The sequence below is a fragment of the Microvirga terricola genome (genome assembly GCF_011777495.1).
Taxonomy (GTDB): Bacteria; Pseudomonadota; Alphaproteobacteria; order Rhizobiales; family Beijerinckiaceae; genus Microvirga; species Microvirga terricola.
Genome location: NZ_JAATJS010000003.1, coordinates 314,374 through 333,488, shown reverse-complemented (window position 1 = coordinate 333,488; position 19,115 = coordinate 314,374). Strand labels below are relative to the sequence as shown.

Annotated in this window: 14 protein-coding genes; 2 read left to right on the top strand and 12 right to left on the bottom strand. The window is 62.9% G+C overall.

Annotated features, from left to right (window positions below):
• Positions 1–100: 100 nt before the first annotated feature.
• From HB375_RS09925 to HB375_RS09875, 11 genes are all read right to left on the bottom strand, one after another.
• The gene (locus HB375_RS09925) at positions 101–952 is read right to left on the bottom strand and encodes a sulfite exporter TauE/SafE family protein (RefSeq protein WP_167672833.1); all 852 of its coding nucleotides are present in this window, start codon (positions 950–952) and stop codon (positions 101–103) included.
• 104 nt (positions 953–1,056) lie between these two features.
• Positions 1,057–2,049: a tRNA dihydrouridine(20/20a) synthase DusA gene (dusA, locus tag HB375_RS09920; RefSeq protein ID WP_281409341.1), complete on the bottom strand. Its 993-nt coding sequence runs from the start codon at positions 2,047–2,049 to the stop codon at positions 1,057–1,059.
• Positions 2,050–2,155: 106 nt separating this feature from the next.
• Entirely contained in the window at positions 2,156–3,271 is a 1,116-nt protein-coding gene (locus HB375_RS09915; RefSeq protein WP_343232388.1) for a sensor histidine kinase, read from the bottom strand.
• A gap of 13 nt (positions 3,272–3,284) precedes the next feature.
• Entirely contained in the window at positions 3,285–3,755 is a 471-nt protein-coding gene (gene ybaK, locus HB375_RS09910; RefSeq protein ID WP_167672830.1) for a Cys-tRNA(Pro) deacylase, read from the bottom strand.
• 6 nt (positions 3,756–3,761) lie between these two features.
• Positions 3,762–4,382: an urease accessory protein UreE gene (locus HB375_RS09905; protein ID WP_167672829.1), complete on the bottom strand. Its 621-nt coding sequence runs from the start codon at positions 4,380–4,382 to the stop codon at positions 3,762–3,764.
• Positions 4,383–4,461: 79 nt separating this feature from the next.
• Positions 4,462–4,947 (bottom strand): nucleoside deaminase, encoded by a 486-nt coding sequence (locus HB375_RS09900; protein WP_167672828.1) that lies wholly within the window; start codon positions 4,945–4,947, stop codon positions 4,462–4,464.
• Positions 4,944–5,906, bottom strand: a complete 963-nt coding sequence (gene xdhC, locus HB375_RS09895; protein WP_167672827.1) for a xanthine dehydrogenase accessory protein XdhC — start codon at positions 5,904–5,906, stop codon at positions 4,944–4,946. Before xdhC ends, HB375_RS09900 begins: the two co-directional genes overlap by 4 nt.
• The gene (gene xdhB, locus HB375_RS09890) at positions 5,903–8,254 is read right to left on the bottom strand and encodes a xanthine dehydrogenase molybdopterin binding subunit (protein ID WP_205800132.1); all 2,352 of its coding nucleotides are present in this window, start codon (positions 8,252–8,254) and stop codon (positions 5,903–5,905) included. The genes xdhC and xdhB overlap by 4 nt, the downstream gene beginning before the upstream one ends.
• Before the next feature lie 4 nt (positions 8,255–8,258).
• Positions 8,259–9,740, bottom strand: coding sequence for a xanthine dehydrogenase small subunit (gene xdhA / locus HB375_RS09885; protein ID WP_167672826.1), 1,482 nt, complete (start codon positions 9,738–9,740; stop codon positions 8,259–8,261).
• A 130-nt stretch (positions 9,741–9,870) separates the two neighbouring features.
• Positions 9,871–10,311: a VOC family protein gene (locus HB375_RS09880; protein ID WP_167672825.1), complete on the bottom strand. Its 441-nt coding sequence runs from the start codon at positions 10,309–10,311 to the stop codon at positions 9,871–9,873.
• An 84-nt stretch (positions 10,312–10,395) separates the two neighbouring features.
• Positions 10,396–10,761: a VOC family protein gene (locus tag HB375_RS09875; protein WP_167672824.1), complete on the bottom strand. Its 366-nt coding sequence runs from the start codon at positions 10,759–10,761 to the stop codon at positions 10,396–10,398.
• A 142-nt stretch (positions 10,762–10,903) separates the two neighbouring features.
• Here HB375_RS09875 and pepN point away from each other — a divergent pair, with 142 nt between their 5' ends.
• A complete protein-coding gene (gene pepN / locus HB375_RS09870) occupies positions 10,904–13,552 on the top strand; it encodes an aminopeptidase N (protein WP_167672823.1) in 2,649 nt (882 codons plus the stop codon).
• A gap of 247 nt (positions 13,553–13,799) precedes the next feature.
• Positions 13,800–16,073, top strand: a complete 2,274-nt coding sequence (locus HB375_RS09865) for a sensor histidine kinase (protein ID WP_343232387.1) — start codon at positions 13,800–13,802, stop codon at positions 16,071–16,073.
• A gap of 52 nt (positions 16,074–16,125) precedes the next feature.
• Here HB375_RS09865 and HB375_RS09860 read toward each other — a convergent pair whose 3' ends face one another.
• Positions 16,126–19,098, bottom strand: a complete 2,973-nt coding sequence (locus tag HB375_RS09860) for a bifunctional [glutamine synthetase] adenylyltransferase/[glutamine synthetase]-adenylyl-L-tyrosine phosphorylase (RefSeq protein WP_167672821.1) — start codon at positions 19,096–19,098, stop codon at positions 16,126–16,128.
• Between the last annotated feature and the right edge of the window lie 17 nt (positions 19,099–19,115).

The window sequence follows — 19,115 nt, the reverse complement described above, 5'->3', positions numbered from 1 at the left end:
CCGCCAATGTGCACGCGCACACATTTGGGTTCTCGCCAGCAGGCGAAAACAACCAATAGTTGCGCATTGTTCGGCAACCACAAATTGCCAATGCCTGATTTTAGACCCACAAACTGATCGCGAACCGAGCGCAGATGAGAAGCAGGAAGGTGCCGAACGCCACTTCAAGACGCCGCTTCGAGAGCCGGTGCGCCAGACGCGCGCCGACGGGGGCCATCCAGGTGCTGGTCGGGATGAAGAGCAGGAAGCCGAGAAGCGAGATATAACCGATGGCGAGCGGGAACTGGAGCGCCAGAACGTTCGGATACTCCGCAGCGCGCGGCCAGCCGGCATAGATATAGCCGAGTGCGCCGGGAATGGAGATGAGAATGCCGAGGCCGGAGGACGTCGCAATCGCCTGATGGATGGGGCGGTTGTAGAACGTCATGAACATGTTCGACAAAAGGCCGCCGCCGATGCCCATGAGGGCCGAGAGAAAGCCGATCACCCAGCCGTAAAACACCGTGATGGGCTTCGCCGGCATGTCGAGGCCAAAGCGCCAGGTATCCTTGCCGAAGAGAAGCCGGATCGCGGCCACACCCGCCACGAGGACGAAGACCGCCTTAAAAAGTTCGGCCGGTGCGTAGCGGGCGATGTAGCTCCCCACCGCCACGCCGATGACCACAGGCGCCGCCCAGACTTTCAGGATCGACATGTCGACCGCGCCCTTGGCGCGATGGGTCATGAAGGAGCGGATGGAAGTGGGGATGATGATAGCGAGCGATGTGCCGACGCAAAGCGGCATCCGCACTTCTTCCGGCACGCCGACGATGCGGAACAATTCATAGAGGATCGGCACCGCCACCGTGCCGCCGCCGACCCCGAACAAGCCCGCCAGCAAGCCCGTGATCGCCCCCGCCGCAAGCAGCGCAACGACAAGCCAGGAAAGGTCGAGGAGGGATATTCCGAACATGGCGGGAATCTCTTTTGAGGCGGCGTGTTTTTCGATCTCTGACGGAGAAAGCCTTCCGGGGCAAGCCGGGCGAAAAGGCTGTGAAAAGGAAAACGCGATCGGCCTCAGGCCGCCTCAGCAGAAAGCCGCGACACCTTCGCGACCGCGTCGCGCAATGTCTCAAGCCCTGCGCCCGGCTTCGTCGCCTCGGTCGCCAGATGGCGGCGATAGGCGCGCGCCCCCGGGCGTCCGGTGAAAAGGCCGAGCATATGCCGGGTCATGTCGTGGAGACGCCGCCCCTCGGCGAGCTGCGCTGCGACATAGGGCTCGTAGGCCTCCACCGCCTCGAAGGGATCGGCGACGGGCGGCCCCTCGCCGAACAGCTCGCGATCAACGGCAAGAAGGATTTCCGGCTCCTGATAGGCGATGCGGCCCAGCATGACGCCGTCCACGTGTTTCAGGTGCTCCTTAACCTCCGCCATGGTGCGGATGCCACCATTGATGGCGGTCGGCAAATCAGGGTTTTTCTGCTTCAGCCGATAGACGCGATCGTAGTCGAGCGGTGGAATATCGCGATTTTCCTTCGGCGACAGGCCCTGAAGCCAAGCCTTGCGGGCATGAACGGTCAGCGCATCGCAACCGGCCGCGACCACGCTCTCGGTCAGCCGGTTCAGCGCCTCTTCCGTATCCTGCTCATCGACGCCGATGCGGCATTTGACTGTGACCGGCAGGGAGACGGCACCCTTCATGGCGGCGACGCACTCGCCCACGAGAGCAGGCTCCAGCATCAGGCAGGCCCCGAAGCGGCCGTTCTGCACACGGTCCGAAGGGCAACCCACATTGAGGTTGATCTCGTCATAACCAAAATCGGCACAGATCCGCGCCGCCTTGACCAGCTCCGCCGGGTCCGACCCACCGAGCTGCACCGCGACGGGATGCTCCGCGTCATCAAACCCCAAAAGCCTGTCACGCGGCCCATGGATCACCGCCCCGGTGGTGACCATCTCCGTATAAAGCCGCGTCCGGCGCGACATAACGCGATGGAACGACCGGCAATGCCGGTCCGTCCATTCGATCATGGGCGCAACGCTCAGGGCTATGTCTTTTGGTGACAACAATTTTTTACTCTTCCGCCCGAAGGCGGTGCAGGTTCGGATGTCCGTTATGGGGTTGGCTATAGCGCCGATGTAAGGCGAATGCGCCGGTTTTGCACGAAAAAATGCGTCAGGTGATAATCGGCGCTTCAATCGTACAGACGACACCGCGCGGCCTGAATTCAATGGCGACCTCGCCATCCAGATCCCGCGCAAGGCTGCGCTCGATGAGGCGGGAGCCGAAGCCCTTTCGGTCGGGCGGATGGGCCGGGGGACCGCCCTCCTCCTCCCAGCGCAACCGGAGGTGGGGTGGATCGGTCGATCCGTCGACCGACCAGATCACCTCGATCCGGCCCGCATCGTTGGACAGCGCCCCGTATTTGACGGCATTCGTCGCGAGTTCATGCAAGGTGAGAGACAGATCGAGCGCCGTGCGGGAGGACAGCTTGAGCTCCGGCCCCGCAACGTTGAATCGCTTGTGTGCCCCACTTTGAAACGGCTCGAGCGTTTGGGCGACCAACTGGCGGATCTCGGCCCCTTTCCAGTTCTCGCGGATGAGCATGTCGTGGGTGCGGGACAATGCCGCCAGGCGCTGCTCGATGGCTTTACGCGCTTCCGCCTGGTTGGTTGCGTGCCTCAAGGTCTGCGAGACGATGGATTGAACGGTCGCCAGGGTGTTTTTCACCCGGTGGTTCAGCTCGTTGATGAGAAGCTGCTGATATTCCTCGGCCCAGACCCGGTCGGTGACGTCGCTGCCTTCGAGAAAGATGCCCGTGACCTTCCCGCTCCGGTCCCGGATGGGCTGATAGACGAAATCGAAATACGCTTCCTCGATCGGGCCTCCCCGTTGTCTTTGAAGCCGCAAGGGCATCTGGCGGCCGACGAAGGGTTGGCCCGTCTGATAAACCTCGTCGAGCAGTTCGAAGAAGCCCTGCTCCTCGATCTCGGACATGGCCTCGCGCACCGGCCTGCCGATGAGGTCGCGATGGCCGACGACCTGCTCGAAAGCGTCGTTGACGATCTCGAAAACCAGATCCGGCCCCCGCATGACCGCGATGAAGCCCGGCGCCTGACGAAACAGCTCCGCGAGACGCTCGATCTCCCCTCTCAAGGTCTCATTGTCTGTGGTGGCGGGCGCGGTTTCCATGCCGATCCCCTTTGGAAGCAGGATCAGCATCGCGATGACCCTTGCCCACACCAGCCAAGTCGAAGCGGGGGTGATGGTTCCGCGAGGCGGCAATGTCACCCAGCCTTGGAGATCAGATCAGCGCTGCGCTCTTCGCGTCCAGAACCTTGGCGGCATCGCCGGGAGCTAGTTTCACCTGAAGGCCACGCTGGCCGCCATTGATGAAGACGCTCGCGTGGGTGAAGGCGGTTTCTTCGATCAGGGTCGGCACGCGCTTCTTCTGTCCGAAGGGGCTGATGCCACCGACGTGATAGCCGGTAAGCCGTTCCGCATCGGCGGGCTTCATCATCTGCGCCGCCTTGCCACCAAGCGCCGCCGCCAGCTTCTTCAGGTTCACCTCACGGTCGGAGGGCACGACCACGCAAGCCGCTTTGCCATCGACCAGCACCATCAGGGTCTTCAGAACCGTGTTCGGATCGGCTCCGATGGCCTCCGCCGCCTGGAGGCCAATGCGCTCGGCTTGCGGATCGTAGTCGTAGGTGTGGACCGTGAAGGCGACGCCCGCCTGCTGCAAGGCGAGCGTCGCGCGCGTCGTCTTGGACATGCCGGATCAGTGATCGTGCTTGTGGCCGTGATGGTGGCCGCATCCGCAGCCATGGCCGTGCTCGTGATGATGGTCGTGCGCATGGTCGTGCTTGTGATCATCGTGGCCATGATCGTGATGCGCGTGTCCGTGATGGTCATGATGAGCATGACCGTGGTCGTGACCATGATGGTGGTGATGCCCGTGGTCATGATCGCAGACATGGAGGCTCTGCTCGGGCCGGAACGCCCGCGTCACCGGCGTCGCGACGCAGCCCTGGCCGCGTGCCAGTTCGGCAAAGGCCGGAGTGTCCTCGATATAGATCGCATCGCTGGTGATCTCGGCGAGGCCGTGCTGGCCGCCGAGGTGCCAGGCGAGGCGCGTGAGACGCAGCGGGTTTTCCGCCCGCACTTCCAGAAGGCGCTCGGCGGCAGCCTTCACCTGCACCAGCAACCCGTCCTTAAGGCGAAACGCATCGCCATCGTTGACGGTGGTTTCCATGTCGAGGTCAACCACAACCTCCGTCCCACCCTCGCCCCTCAAGGTCGCATGGCGGCGATTGCGCGCCGCGTAATCGAGGGTGACCGTGTCGACGACCCGGTCAGCCTTGACGGCGGCTTTACGGACGATGGTGGCAGCGCAGGGCATGGCTTTCTCGCGTGAGATGTGAACTTGTCGTCAAGATAGTCACCATGGCCGGGTAAAGCCATGGTCGAGAGGACGCGGCTTAGTAAGTGACCTTGTCCGGCTTGGCTTCCCAGGCGTCGAAGACCGCCCTGGCCTCCAGACTCGGCACGTGGTCCATGGGAATGATCCGCTCGGAGACGGGCTTAGGGATTTCCTCATAGATCAGGCTGTCGTCGAAGCCGATCTGCGCCGCATCCTCGCGGGTATTGGCATAGACGATGCGCGAAATACGCGCCCAATAGGCCGAGGCGAGGCACATGGGGCATGGCTCGCAGCTCGTATAGAGGGTCGCCCCCTGCAGGGCGAAATCGCCCACCGCCTCGCAGGCGCGGCGGATCGCCGTCACCTCCGCATGGGCGGTGGGATCGTTCGAGGACGTCACCCGGTTCCAGCCCTCGGCCAGAACATTGCCGTCGCGCACGATCACCGCGCCGAAGGGCCCCCCGGCACCGTCGTTCATGTGCTCGCGCGAAAGGGCAACAGCGCGCGCGAGATAGCGCTGATCTTCTGTCTTATGGTCAGTCATAAGGCGCTTTTATCGTTTGAGGCGGAAAGAGGCGAGAAGTTTAAGCGCTCGCGGACCTGGAGGAGTTGGGCGGCCACCGAGGCCGCGACTATGGCGGGCTCCTTGCCCACGATGCCGGGAAGGCCGATGGGGCAAACGAGCGAGCCGATCCGCCCCTCGCTTAAGCCCAGTTCCCGGAAGCGCTTCTCGAACCGCGCCCGCTTCGTGGCGCTGCCGATCAGGCCGACATAGGGAAAGCCCCGCCGCAAGGCCGCCGCCGTGATTGCCATGTCGAGGGGGTGGTCGTGGGTCATGACGAGGATGAGCGAGTGAGGATCGGCCTCCGCGATCTCAGCCTCCGGATCGCGCAGGGCAATAGCGGTGGCATTTCCCGGGATATGCGACGGAAATGCCCCTTCACGGTCATCGAACCAGCGGATGGAAAACGGCAGCGGCGCGAGCGCCAGAACGAGTGCGCGGCCCACATGGCCTGCGCCGAAGAGCAGGACGGAGGTCAGCGCCTCGCCATGGGTTTCGCGCCACTCGGTCCAACTGTCATCGCCGACGGCGGAGGAGAGTTCTCGCCGGACACGGCCGTGATCGAGCCGGCACTCGACTTGGAAAGCACCGCCTTCGGCTTCCGCCGTTAACAGGGGCTTCAAGTCGGCCAGGTCCTGCGGGTCGAAGGTTTCGATAAGGACTTTGACGCGCCCGCCGCAGCATTGGCCGAGATCCGGCCCCAAGGCCTGATCGACGATGCGGGCGGAGCGTTCCTTGCGCTCCAGCATCTCGCGGGCGATGTCGAGCATGCGGAATTCGAGCTGCCCGCCGCCGATGGTGCCGCGATAGGCCCCATCCGGCCGCACGACCATGCGCGCGCCGACCTCGCGCGGCGCGGAGCCTTTGACCTCGTGCACGCTGACAAGGGCGGCAGCGCCATGGCTGGCCACAAGATCGGCGAGATGCCGCCAGACCCTCACCCCAACAACCTCCCGCGCAAAGCCTCGCAGGCGCGCAGGATCGCCTCCGGCGTCGCGGGGGCATCAAGCGGCACGGGCTTTGTGGGATCGAGCGAATGCACCGCATCGGTCAGCGCGCAGAAGACGCTGTTCGCCAGCATGATCGGCGGCTCGCCGACAGCCTTGGAGCGATAGATCGTCTCTTCGCGATTAGCGTTAGGATAAAGCGCGACGCGGAAATCCGCAGGCACATCGGAAGCGACGGGGATTTTGTAGGTCGACGGCGCGTGGGTGAGCAGACGGCCATCCTTGCCGAACACCAGCTCTTCCGTCGTGAGCCAGCCCATGCCCTGCACGAACCCGCCCTCGATCTGACCGATGTCGATGGCAGGATTCAGGGACTTGCCGACATCATGCAGAATGTCCGCGCGCAGAAGCCGGTTTTCGCCAGTCAACGTATCGACGATCACTTCAGAGCACGCCGCGCCATACGCGAAGTAGAAGAAGGGGCGCCCCGTCGCGGTCGCGCGATCCCACGTAATCTTCGGTGTCTTGTAGTGACCGGCCTCGGAGAGCGACACGCGGGCGAGCACGCATTTCTTGGCGAGTTCGGTAAAGGGCAGGCTGTGATTTCCGACGAAGACGTGATCGTCCCGGAACTCCACCTGATCCTCTGACACGCCATAGGCCTCGGCGGCGAAAGCGGTCATACGCGCCTTAATGGCGCTTGCCGCAACGCGCGCGGCCATACCATTGAGATCGGAGCCTGACGATGCCGCCGTGGGCGACGTGTTGGGCACTTTCGCGGTTGTCGTTGCGGTGATGCGCACGCGCTCCATGGCGATGCCGAATTCCTCCGCCACCACCTGCGCCACCTTGATATAGAGCCCCTGCCCCATCTCGGTGCCGCCGTGGTTCAGATGCACGGAGCCGTCCTGATAGACATGCACCAACGCGCCCGCCTGATTGAGCTGCGTCAGCGTGAAACTGATGCCGAACTTCACAGGCGTCAGCGCAAGTCCGCGCTTCATGATGGGAGACGTGGCGTTGAACGCTGCGATCTCCGCACGGCGCGCACGATAATCGGACGTGCGCTCGAGCGTCTGCACGAGGCCGAAGAGCGTATCGGTCTCCTCCACCTCCATGCCGAACGGGGTGATGTTCTGCCCCGGCGTGTAGAAATTGGCGTAACGCACGTCGAGCGGGTCGCGCCCCGTCGCCCAGGCGATTTGGTCCATCACATGCTCGATGGCGAGCATGCCCTGCGGGCCGCCGAAGCCGCGAAAGGCGGTGTTCGAGACCGTGTTTGTCTTCAGCCGTTTCGAACCGACATGGACGGCGGGCATCCAATAGGCGTTGTCGGAGTGAAACATCGCGCGGTCCACGACACCGCCCGACAGATCAGCCGAATAGCCGCAGCGGGCGAGATGCTCGACCTCATAGCCCTGAATGCGCCCCTCACCGTCGATGCCCACTTGCCAATCGCAACGAAAATCATGCCGCTTGCCAGTGAGAACGAAATCGTCGTCGCGGTCGAGGCGCAGTTTACATGGCCTGCCTGTCACGCGCGCGGCGAGCGCAGCGGTGACGGCCCATTGCGTCGCCTGACTTTCCTTGCCGCCGAAGCCGCCGCCCATGCGGCGGGTTTCGCAGGTCACATAGGCATCAGGGATGCCGAGCACACGCGCTACGACGTGCTGCACTTCCGTTGGATGCTGGGTCGAGGAATAGACGTGCACATCCCCATCTTCACCGGGGATCGCCAGTGCGACCTGTCCTTCGAGATAAAAGTGCTCCTGCCCGCCAATGCGGAATTGCCCTTCGAGCCTGCATGGCGATGAAGCAATGGCGGCCTTCGCATCGCCCCGGCCAAAGGCGTAATCCGGCAGCACGGTTTCACCGCGCGCGAGCGCATCCTCGACCGTGATGCTCGGCGCTTCGGCCTCGATCTCCATTTTCGCCAAGCGCGTCGCACGACGAGCGCTGTCGCGTTCCGTTGCGACGACGGCGAAGACGGCTTGCCCGAGAAAATCGACTTGGGTTTCAACGAAGAGCGGATCGTCGCCGAAGGCAGGTGAAATGTCGTTCTTGGCTGGAATGTCGGCGGCAGTCAGCACCGCGACGACGCCGGGCGCGGTGCGCACAGCGGAGAGATCGAGCGAAACAAGACGTCCGCGCGCTTTCGATGTCAGGCCGAGCGCGATGTGCAGTGTGCCGTCCGGTTCGCGAATGTCGTCGATGTACTGCGCCGCGCCTTGCACGTGCTTGGGGCCGGAATCATGTGGCAGCGGTTGGCGAATGTGGCGGAGAGATTCGACCTCTCCCGCAGAGGCCAAAGTGAGCGCATCAATCTTCATGGTCTCGTTCATCACGCTACTCCGCCGCCTCGAGCGCCTCGCGCTGGCCGACAATGCGCGTTGCGCGCGTCTGGCCGGAGGCGGTTTCGCTCAAGGCCTTGAACAGCAAATTGCGCGCCACGGTGGCGCGATAGGCCGCAGAGGCGCGATGATCGTCCATCGGTTGATAGTCACGCCCGATGGCGGCGAGCGCCTCGCCCCAGGTAGCAGGCTCATCGAGCGAAAGGCCAACGAGCGTCTGCTCCGTCTCGCTGGCGCGCTTTGGCGTCCCCGCCATGCCGCCGAAAGCAATGCGGGCATCTGCGATGTGGCGACCACCGAGGGTGAACTTGAAAGCGCCCATGGCGGCGGAAATGTCTTCGTCGAAGCGCTTGGAAACCTTATAGGCGCGGAAATGCTCGTTCGCTTTAAGCTCCGGTACGGTCACGCGGCGGACATATTCGCCCGGCGCGCGGTCCTGCCTGCGATACGCGATGAAAAAGTTTTCGAGCGGGATGGTTCGGGTTTCGTCACCCCGGCGCAATTCGAGTCCGGCGCCGAGCGCGATCAGGGCAGGAGCGAGATCGCCGATGGGCGAACCGTTGGCGATGTTTCCGCCGACCGTGCCGGACGCGCGGACCTGAGTGGAACCGAACCGGCGCATGATTTCGCCGAGATCGGGATCGATGGCGGCAAGCGTGGAGAAGGCCTGAGCGTGGGTGACGGTCGCACCGAGCGTCAACGCTTCAGCGTTGTCCTCGATCCGGTCGAGGCCGGCGACACGGCCAAGCCAGATGATCTTTTCCAGCTCCGCCATGCCCTTGGTGATCCAAAGGCCGACATCGGTGCAGCCTGCGACAAGCGTGGCATCGGAATGCTCGGCGTAAAGCGCAGCAAGGGAAGCTTCGCTCGCCGGAGCGGCGAAGAAACCTTTTTCATGGCGGATGAAGACATCCTGCGCGTCGTTCAGCGCCGTCAAGCTTTGGGCTCTACCGGGATGATCAATGGAAAAGGCATCGCTCGGCTGTCCGCCGCACGCCTCAAGGGCGGCGTCGACGATGGGGCGATAGCCGGTGCAGCGGCAGAGATTGCCCGCAAGCGCGTCGTTCACCGCCTCGCGGGTCACAGGCCTCTCGCCTTCGTAGTAGAGGCTGAACAGGCTCATTACGATGCCAGGGGTGCAGAAGCCGCATTGCGAACCGTGGCTCGCCACCATTGCACTCTGCACGGGATGAAGCGGGCCGCCCGCTGCCAGATCCTCAACGGTGACAAGCTCGGCGCCGTCGATCTGGCCCAGCAGCAGGATGCAGGCATTGACAGGCTCGTAGTGCACAGAGCCCTCGCGAACCCGGCCCAGCGCGACCGTGCAGGCGCCGCAATCGCCCTCGGCACAACCTTCCTTGGTGCCGACCTGGCGCTTTTGAAGCCGCAGATAGTCCAGAAGCGTGGTGCGCGGGTGGAAACCGGAAACCTCGACGACCTGTCCTTGCCGCCAAAAGCGGATCGCGTCTCGTGCCACTTCATTCCTCCGCCGGTTGAACCCGGCTCGTTATGTCGGGCCGGGTAGAATGGCGGAGTCCAACGATTTCGCCAACAGCGCACTTTGTGGCGAAACGAGCCGCTCCACCACAATGTGTAAGGTCAAGCTCTTACCATGTGCCGGTATTGGGCATGGACGCCCAAGGCTCCTGCGGCGGCTTCGGTTCGCCGCGCTGCAGCAATTCGATGGAGATATGGTCGGGAGTGCGAATGAAGGCCATGTGCCCGTCGCGGGGCGGGCGGTTGATGGTGACGCCCGCATCCATCAGCTTCTGGCAGATCGCGTAGATATCGTCGACGCGATAGGCCAGATGGCCGAAATTGCGACCGCCGGTATATTCGTGCTCGCCCCAATTGTGGGTCAGTTCGAGCAGCGGAGCCCGGCTGGTCTTGGACTTTTCGATGTCCTCATCGGCGGCAAGGAAAACGAGGGTGAAGCGGCCCTTCTCGTTATCGATCCGGCGGACTTCGACGAGGCCGAACTTGTTGCAGAAGAAGTCGAGGGATCGCTCAAGGTTCGAGACCCGAATCATCGTGTGCAGGTATTCCAAGGCACGTCTCCGTAGTGAACCGGAACACGCCTAGCCGGAGATCGCCCCGAAAGGCAATCTCCGACGGAGACGCGGCGGCGCTTACTACATGGAATGAAGCGCGACGCGGTTGCCTTCGGTATCCTCGAAATGGGCGATGAATCCGTATTGGCCGATGCTCATCTTCGGCACAAGAGTCTTGCCGCCCTTCTCGGCAACCTTCTTGAGCGTTCCCTCGATATCGGGAACCTCGAAATAGATGACGGTGCCGTTGTGCGACGGTGCATAACCGTCCGACTTCATCAGCGCGCCGGTCGCGCCGGGCTGCTGCTGGTCGGACATCGGGAAGAAGACCATCTTGGCCTCTCCCATGTCCATCGGCGACAAAGTCAGGCCCAAAATGTGTTCATAGAACGCTTTCGCCTTATCGAGATCGTTGACGGGAATTTCAAACCAAACAACCGGATTCATCGTCTTTTCCCTTCCTGGTTCCTTATGGCTACCACCCTATGAATCGGCTGGCGGTTGGTCCATATCAGGGGAAAGAGCTAGGACAAGAAAGGCTCGCAGAAAGAGCCCTGGCCGAAAGAGTAACCCTTTTCGAGAGTGACCCATGCGCACCGAAACGACCCCTGTGATCCGGCTTGAGGATTATCAGCCAAGCCCGTTCGTGATCGAGAGGGTCGAACTCGATGTGCGGCTGCATCCCACCACGACACGCGTCACGGCGACGCTCGCACTTAAGCCGAACCCCAAAGGTCGCCCCGATGCACCGCTCGTGCTCGACGGCGACGAGGTGAATTTAAAAGGGCTTTCACTCGACGGAAGGGCGATCCCTGCGGCGGAGTTTGAAGCGTCCGCGCAAGGCCTGACCATTGCCCAACCGCCGCGGCGGCCTTTCACGCTCACCATCGAGACGGAAATCGACCCGACCGCAAACACGCAGCTCATGGGTCTTTATCGCTCGAGCGGCAATTACTGCACGCAATGCGAAGCGGAAGGCTTTCGCCGCATCACCTATTTCCTCGACCGGCCCGACGTGATGGCGGTTTACACCACGCGCATCGAAGCCGACCGGGACGAAGCGCCTGTACTGCTCGGCAATGGTAACCCGGTCGAGGCAGGTAACATTGCCGGAACGAACCGGCACTACGCGGTCTGGCACGATCCTCACCCCAAGCCTGCTTATCTCTTCGCGCTCGTCGGCGGTCGCCTCGGAAAGGTCGGCAAGGACTTTACCACCATGAGCGGTCGCAAGGTGAAGCTCGCGGTCTATGTGGAGCCCGGCAAGGAAGAGCGTGCGGCCTACGCTCTCGATGCGCTGGAACGTTCCATGCGCTGGGACGAGCGGGTGTTCGGGCGCGAATACGACCTCGACGAGTTCAACATTGTCGCCGTGTCGGATTTCAACATGGGGGCGATGGAGAACAAGGGTCTCAACATCTTCAACGACAAATACGTGCTGGCGTCGCCTGAGACCGCGACCGACATGGACTACGCTAATATCGAGGCGATCATTGCGCATGAGTATTTCCACAACTGGTCCGGCAATCGGGTCACCTGCCGCGATTGGTTCCAGCTCTGCCTGAAGGAAGGCCTCACGGTCTTCCGCGATCAGGAATTCTCGTCCGACGAACGGTCCCGCCCCGTGCATCGCATTGCCGAGGTGAAGACCTTGCGTGCGCGCCAGTTCTCGGAGGATGCGAGCCCCCTCGCCCATCCCGTGCGGCCGACGCAATATCGCGAGATCAACAACTTCTACACGGCCACCGTCTATGAGAAGGGCGCGGAAATCGTCCGGATGCTCAAGACGATCATCGGCGAGGCGGATTTCCGGCGCGGCATGGACCTGTATTTCGACCGCTGCGACGGCACCGCCGCGACGGTCGAGGATTTTCTGCAAGCCTTCTCTGAAGTAACGGGCCGCGACCTTTCCCATTTTTCGCACTGGTACGCCCAGGCCGGAACACCGCGCGTCACGATCAAGGGAACCTATGACGAGGCGGCGCAGACCTACCGGCTCGATTTCACGCAAGCCACGCCCGCGACGCCCGGACAGCCTAATAAGGAGCCAATGGCGATCCCCGTGGCGCTGGGTCTTGTCGCGCAGGATGGCAGGCCGCTTGCCACCTCATCCGACCGCGTGAATGCGCAAGGGGTCTTTATCCTAGACAAGGCCAGCGACAGCCTGACCTTCACGAATGTCCCGTCGCATCCCGTCCCTTCCGTCTTCCGCGGCTTCTCGGCTCCGGTCAAAACCTCGCTCGACCTGTCGAACACGGAACTGCTCGTGCTTTTGCGCCATGACAGCGATGCCTTCAATCGCTGGCAGGCGGCGCAGACCGTCGCGATGCGCCTGCTCGTTGCTCTGTCGACCGGCGCGGCGGTCACTGACGCAGACATCACAGGCCTGTCCGCTGCGCTGGAAATGTTCATAGAGGACGACGCGATGCGCGATCCGGCCTTCGCCGCGCTCGTGCTGACGCTCCCGAGCGAGGCGGACATCGCGCAGGAGATCGCCGCCGACGTGGACCCCGATGCGATTCACAAGGCCCGCACGGAGCTGAAACGGCGTATCGGCAGCGCGAATATCGGGCAGCTATGGGAGTTCCACCAACTGCTGGCGGATCTGGGCCCCTACAGCCCCGATGCCGCCAGCGCGGGGCGTCGCGCCCTGCGCAACGTCGCGCTCGATCTGATCGCGGGCGCGGACAAGCGTCTCGGCGAGAGGTTGGCCCGCGAGCAATTCGACACCGCCGGCAACATGACAGACCGTCTGGCTTCCTTGAGTGTGCTGACGACCCTGCCGGGCGCTGCCCGCGAGGGGGCGCTGACCCAGTTCAGCGAGCGTTACCGCGACGAGCCACTGGTGCTCGACAAATGGTTCGCCTTGCAGGCCACGATCCTCGAAGAAGGGACGCTCGAACGGGTGAAGGGGCTGATGAACCACCCCGCCTTTTCGATCAACAACCCCAACCGGGTGCGCTCGCTGGTGGGCAGTTTCGCCATGGCCAATCAGATGCAGTTCAACCGCGCCGATGGCGCGGGCTACGCCTTCCTGGCCGAGATCGTGCTGCGCGCGGACGAGCTGAACCCGCAACTCGCGGCGCGCCTGCTGACCGCATTCAGCGCCTGGCGGATGATGGAAGAGACTCGTCGCAAGCACGCGCAGCAGACTCTGCAAGCCATCGCCGAGCATCCGAACCTCTCCCGCGATGTCAGCGATATCGTGAATCGTTCGCTCGAAACGAAGGTCCAATAACGCGTTGGATTCACGAAAGTTCCCAAAAATTCCCGGCAAAATCGGCGCGCGAAAAACAAAAAGAAATTTTTTGTTAACCTAGACATTCGCGCAGCTAGACAAATCACTCATCCGCGATTCTATTGTTGGTGATTCGGAGAGATGCGGCACGTCCTCCGATCAAGGATGTTAGTGGTTCTGGAGGGAACTTCGCATGGCGGGGGCGGTGACCGCATGCGTACCCGCACGCGCGGGTACGATTCTCGGGGTGACGCGATCTGACGCGAACCCGACATATCGGCGATTGGAGCAATACGAGCCCTTCCTGAAGCTCGCGGTTCCCGCCCTTCTGGCGCTTTTTCTCGTGACGCTTGCGGCGACCGCCTGGGTTCAGGTGCGCGAAACCCGCAAGGACACGCTCATCGATGCCGTCGGCGATATCGATGTGATCGCCTCGCTGTCGGCAGCAAAACTCGGCAACCATCCCGCGCCGGCCGACAAGGCCGCGGCCGCATCGCGCCTGAGCGAGCTTGCCAAGACCATGCCGCCGAGCGCGCTGACGCGGAACCGCACGCTTCATCTTGTCGATCATAACGGCGCGATCATCGCTTCTTATCCCGCGACAGCGACCGCACCACACGCGCTCGCCGAGTTGCTCGGCGATGCGCAGCCCCTCGCGCTCTTTGCAGACCGCGCAGGCGTGATGACCATCAAGCTCGCCAGCGGCGATGAAGGCATCGCGACCGTGCGCTCGCTGCCAACCTCGCTCGGCCAGATCGCTATCGTACAGCCGATCCCCCGCCTTCTCGAAGGATGGTGGTCACGCACCATTGGCCATGTGTCGCTGCTCGGCGGGACCATTCTGGTGCTTCTCGGCCTTGGCATTGCTTATGTCATGCAGGCCAATCGCGCGCAGGCCGCCGACGAGGTTTGCGAGAAGGTGCGCGACCGCATCGACTCCGCCCTCAACCGCGGCCGCTGCGGCCTGTGGGACTGGGATATCGGACGCGGACGCATCTACTGGTCCGACTCGATGTACGAGCTTCTCGGCTACGAGCGGCAGGACGAGTTCCTGTCCTTCGGCGAAGTCAACACGATGATCCACCCGGATGATCAGGACCTTTATACGCTCGCCGAACAGCTCGCTTCCGCCAGCACCTCGCTCGTCGATTACGAGTTCCGCATCCGCTCGTCCAGCGGCGACTGGGTGTGGCTGCGCGCCCGCGCCGAACTGATGAACGATCCGGACGATGCGGCAAGCCATCTCGTCGGCATCGCCGTCGACGTGACGGAGCAGCGCCGGCTTGAGGAAAAGACCGAAAAAGCCGATGCGCGCCTCCACGATGCCATCGAGGCGATCTCGGAAGCCTTCGTGCTGTGGGATGCCAACAACCGTCTCGTGCTCTGCAATTCGAAATTCCAGAAGCTGCACGAGCTTCCCGCCGACGCGCAGCTCCAGGGCATGACCTATGCCGAGGTGATGGCGCAGGGCCGCCCGCCGGAAGTGCAGCACCAGTTCGTGCGCGCACAGAACCAGGATGTAGGCGCGCGCACCTTCGAGGCGCGCCTCCAGGATGGTCGCTGGCTGCAGATCAACGAGCGCCGGACCAAGGACGGCGGCTACGTCTCCGTCGGCACGGACATCACCGCGCTCAAGCGCCACGAGCATCGCCTTGTCGAGTCCGAGAAGGAACTGATTGCCACCGTTCTGGACCTCAAGCAGTCGCGTCAGAAGCTCGAAGCGCAGACGCACCAGCTTGCCGATCTCGCCGAGCGTTATCTCGACCAGAAGGCCCAGGCCGAAAGCGCGAACCGCGCCAAGTCTGAATTCCTGGCCAACATGAGCCATGAGCTGCGCACCCCGCTCAACGCCATCATCGGCTTCGCGGAAGTCATGCAGAGCGGCATCTTTGGGTCGCTCGGCTCGGATAAGTATGAAGAATACTGCACCGACATTCGCACCAGCGGCGAATATCTCCTGTCGGTCATCAACGACATCCTCGATATGTCGCGCATCGAAGCGGGCCGCACGAGCCTGAAGAAGCAAGCTGTCGAAGTGAACGCGTCTGTCCACAAGGCGCTCAAGCTCGTCAGCGAACAGATCAAGGGCAAGAACCTGTCCGTCTCGGTCGACGTGATCCCGGAAGACATCGTCGTCACGGCGGACGAACGGGCGATCCATCAGATCCTCGTGAACCTGCTGCAGAACGCCACGAAGTTCACCAGTGACGGCGGCTGCATCACGGTGCGTACCCGTCAGGCCGGCAACGCCATCAACATCTATGTCGAGGACAACGGCATCGGCATTCCGGCGCAGGCCCTGCACAAGCTCGGACGTCCCTTCGAGCAGGTCGAGACCGAGTTCTCGAAGAGCTACAAGGGCTCAGGGCTGGGCCTCGCCATCGCCCGTTCGCTCACGGAACTGCACGGCGGCACGCTACGCATCAAGAGCCAGGAAGGCGTCGGCACCATCGTGCTGGTCCACCTGCCGCTGACGGAAGCGACCAACGCGGACATCGCACTGGCGGACGCTGCGGCGTAACCCAAAGCACCGCCTTCGAAAGATAACGCCGTCGGCAGACTCACTCGGCTCCTCAGCGAGCCACTCCTGACCGCGCGTCGAGGACTTTCTGATATATGTCCGTCACCTGCGCACGCGTCGCGTTCAGGTGATCGATGAGGACTTTCGCATCCGGGAGACCTGCGACGGAGGCCAGACGCTTGAGAATAGCAGGCGGAACGGCCGCCGGATTGAAAGCCCCCTCGATCGTCAGGCGCTGCCACTGGAAAAGGGCGCTGAACAGGCGATGCGCCTCGATCAGGATTTCCTCATCCCCGAGGTTCAGGAGTCCTGAGCGCCTCGCTTCCGCGAATGTCGCCTCCGGCGAGAGACCGATCAGTGCTGAATTGTCGGCAGCGTCTATAAGGATCAAGGCCTGCGCGATGAAGTCGAGGTCGGTCAGGCCGCCACGCGCCAACTTGAGATCCCACGGATTGTCATCGCCTTTTTCCTGAGCGATGAGCTCCCGCATTGCGCGAACTTCCTTCACGACCTTCTTGCGATCACGCCGTGCAGCGATGAGCCCACCCACAGCATCCTGAACTCGCTTTGTGAGCTCAGGATCCCCGGCCAGGACGCGGGCACGTGTGAGAGCCATGTGCTCCCACAGATCGGCCTCCGTCTGCTGATAATTGACGAAGCCGCGAAACTGGGATGCGACCGGCCCCTTTCCGCCTTGGGGACGGAGGCGTAAATCGACCTCATAGAGAAGCCCGCGCCGGGTCGGCACCGTCAACGCAGCCACCAGGCGCTGCGTAAGGCGCGTGTAGTAGACCACCGCGTCAAGCGAACGCGCTCCGGAGCTTTCGCGCTTCTCCTCATCGAAGTCGTAGATGACGACGAGGTCGAGATCCGAGCCCGCGGTCAGCTCGCGCGTGCCAAGCCTTCCTAAGCCGAGAATGGCGATCTGCGCGCCCGGCACCACGCCGTGCTCGGCTTCGAAAACCTTGCGCACTTGTTCGAATGAAACGCGGATGATCGCTTGCGCAATGGCTGCATAGACTTCGCCCGCCTGCGCCGGAGACAGGACGTCTGAAAGAAGGCGCGCGCCTGTGATGAAGCGCATCTGCCGGGCGGCATCGCGCGAGCGGTCGAGAAAGTCCTCGAAATCGCGCGGCGATCCGATGATCTGGCGAACCTGCTGTTCGATGGCCGCCTCGTCCGTCGAGGCCACGCCGAAAGCGGGATCAATCAACGCGTCGAGCACATGCGGGGACTGCGCCACCGTGTCGGCAAGGCGCGGCGCCGTGCCCAACAGATCGGCGAAGCGCAGGCGCAGTCGTTCGTGCGATTGCAGGATGGTCAGAAGCTCGACCGCCGCAGGCATGCGCCCGAAGGCGCGATCGAGCACCGCAAGCGCGCCATCCGGATCGGCCGTTCCGCCGAGTGCGGATAACAAGGCGGGTGTCAGCTCAGTCAGTACCTCTCGCGCGCGTTGGCTGGTGATGGCTGAGCGGCGGCCAAAATGCCAGCCGCGCACGGTCTCAGCCGCTTTCTCGGGCTCTCGAAAACCGAGGCGCTGGAGCGTTGCCAGAGTCTCGGGATCGTCGGTCGTGCCGGTGAAAACGAGATTGCCGACATCGGAGGCAAGTTCCGGCGCTTCCTCGAAGAGCAGCGCATAATGCCCCTGCACGATGCTCGCCTGATGGGTCAGGGCTTTGGAGAATTCTTTGAGATTGGGATAGCCGCAGAATTTCGCGAAGCGCTTCAGCTCGTCCTCATCCGAGGGCAGCCGCTGCGTCTGCTCGTCCGCCACCATCTGCAAACGATGCTCGATGGTCCGCAGGAAGCGATAGGCCTCGGAGAGTTCATCGCGTGCCTTGTCGGTGATCCAGCCTTCGTCGTGAAGCGCGACCAGCATGTCGAGCGTGCGCCGTCCACGCAAAGCCGGGCGGCGGCCGCCGAACACAAGCTGCTGCGTCTGGACGAAAAACTCGATCTCACGAATGCCGCCGCGTCCGAGCTTGATGTCGTGGCCAGCGACCGCGATCTCATCGTGCCCTCGCACCGCATGGATCTGTCGCTTCATGGCGTGCACATCCTGGATCGAGGCGAAGTCAAAATATTTGCGCCAGATGAAGGGGCGCAATTCGGATAGGAAATTCGTGCCGAGCGTCAGGTCGCCCGCAACGGGCCGCGCTTTGATGAGCGCCGCACGCTCCCAGTTCTGGCCGACGGTTTCGTAATAGGTATAGGCGGAGGCAAGGGAAACAGCGGTCGGTGTCGAGCCGGGATCGGGCCGCAGGCGATAATCGACACGGTGCACGTAGCCGTCGGGCGTACGCTCCTGCAAGAGTCGCGCGAGTTGTTGCGCGATGCGTGTGTAAAGGGTCGCGGCCTCCGCGCCCTCTGGCAGCGCCGGACTTTCGGAATCGAAGAAGATGACGAGGTCGATATCGCTCGAATAATTCAGCTCGCCCGCGCCATGCTTGCCGAGCGCCAGCACGGTGAAACCGGAACCCTCGCCCGGCGAGTCCGGGTTTTGCAGAACGATCCGCCCGGAATCGGCAAACTCGGTCAGCACGAGGTTGACGCCACCGCTGACCGACGCATCGGCGAAATCCGACAAGGCCTGCGTGACCTGCACGACATCCCAGAGGCCGCCAATATCTGCAAGCGCGACGAGAAGAGCGTGCGTGTTGCGGTTGCGGCGGAAAGCGCTCACCACGTCATCCCGCGTCATCGCGCCGGAGCGGAGTTCGCGGAAAAGATTGACTTGGCTCTCGATGACGGCGCGATGGGCCTCTTCCGGCGGCTCGGCGGCAAGCTTCGCCATGCGCACTGGGTCGGTGACGACGAGTTGCCAAAGGAAGGTGGAATGGTCGGCAAGGGCCAAAAGCAGATCGCGAAAAAGGCCGGCCTCAAGATGCGGCAAGAGGGATGCAGCCTCTGGCTCGTCCTTGACCCGCCGGACGAAGTCGGCCAGCTGCGCCTTGGCGCGCCGGAGATCGGCAACGGGGGGAGCCTGCGTCAGGCGGCTGAGGAAGGAGCTTTTCTTATCCGGCACGGCCAATCCATCGAATC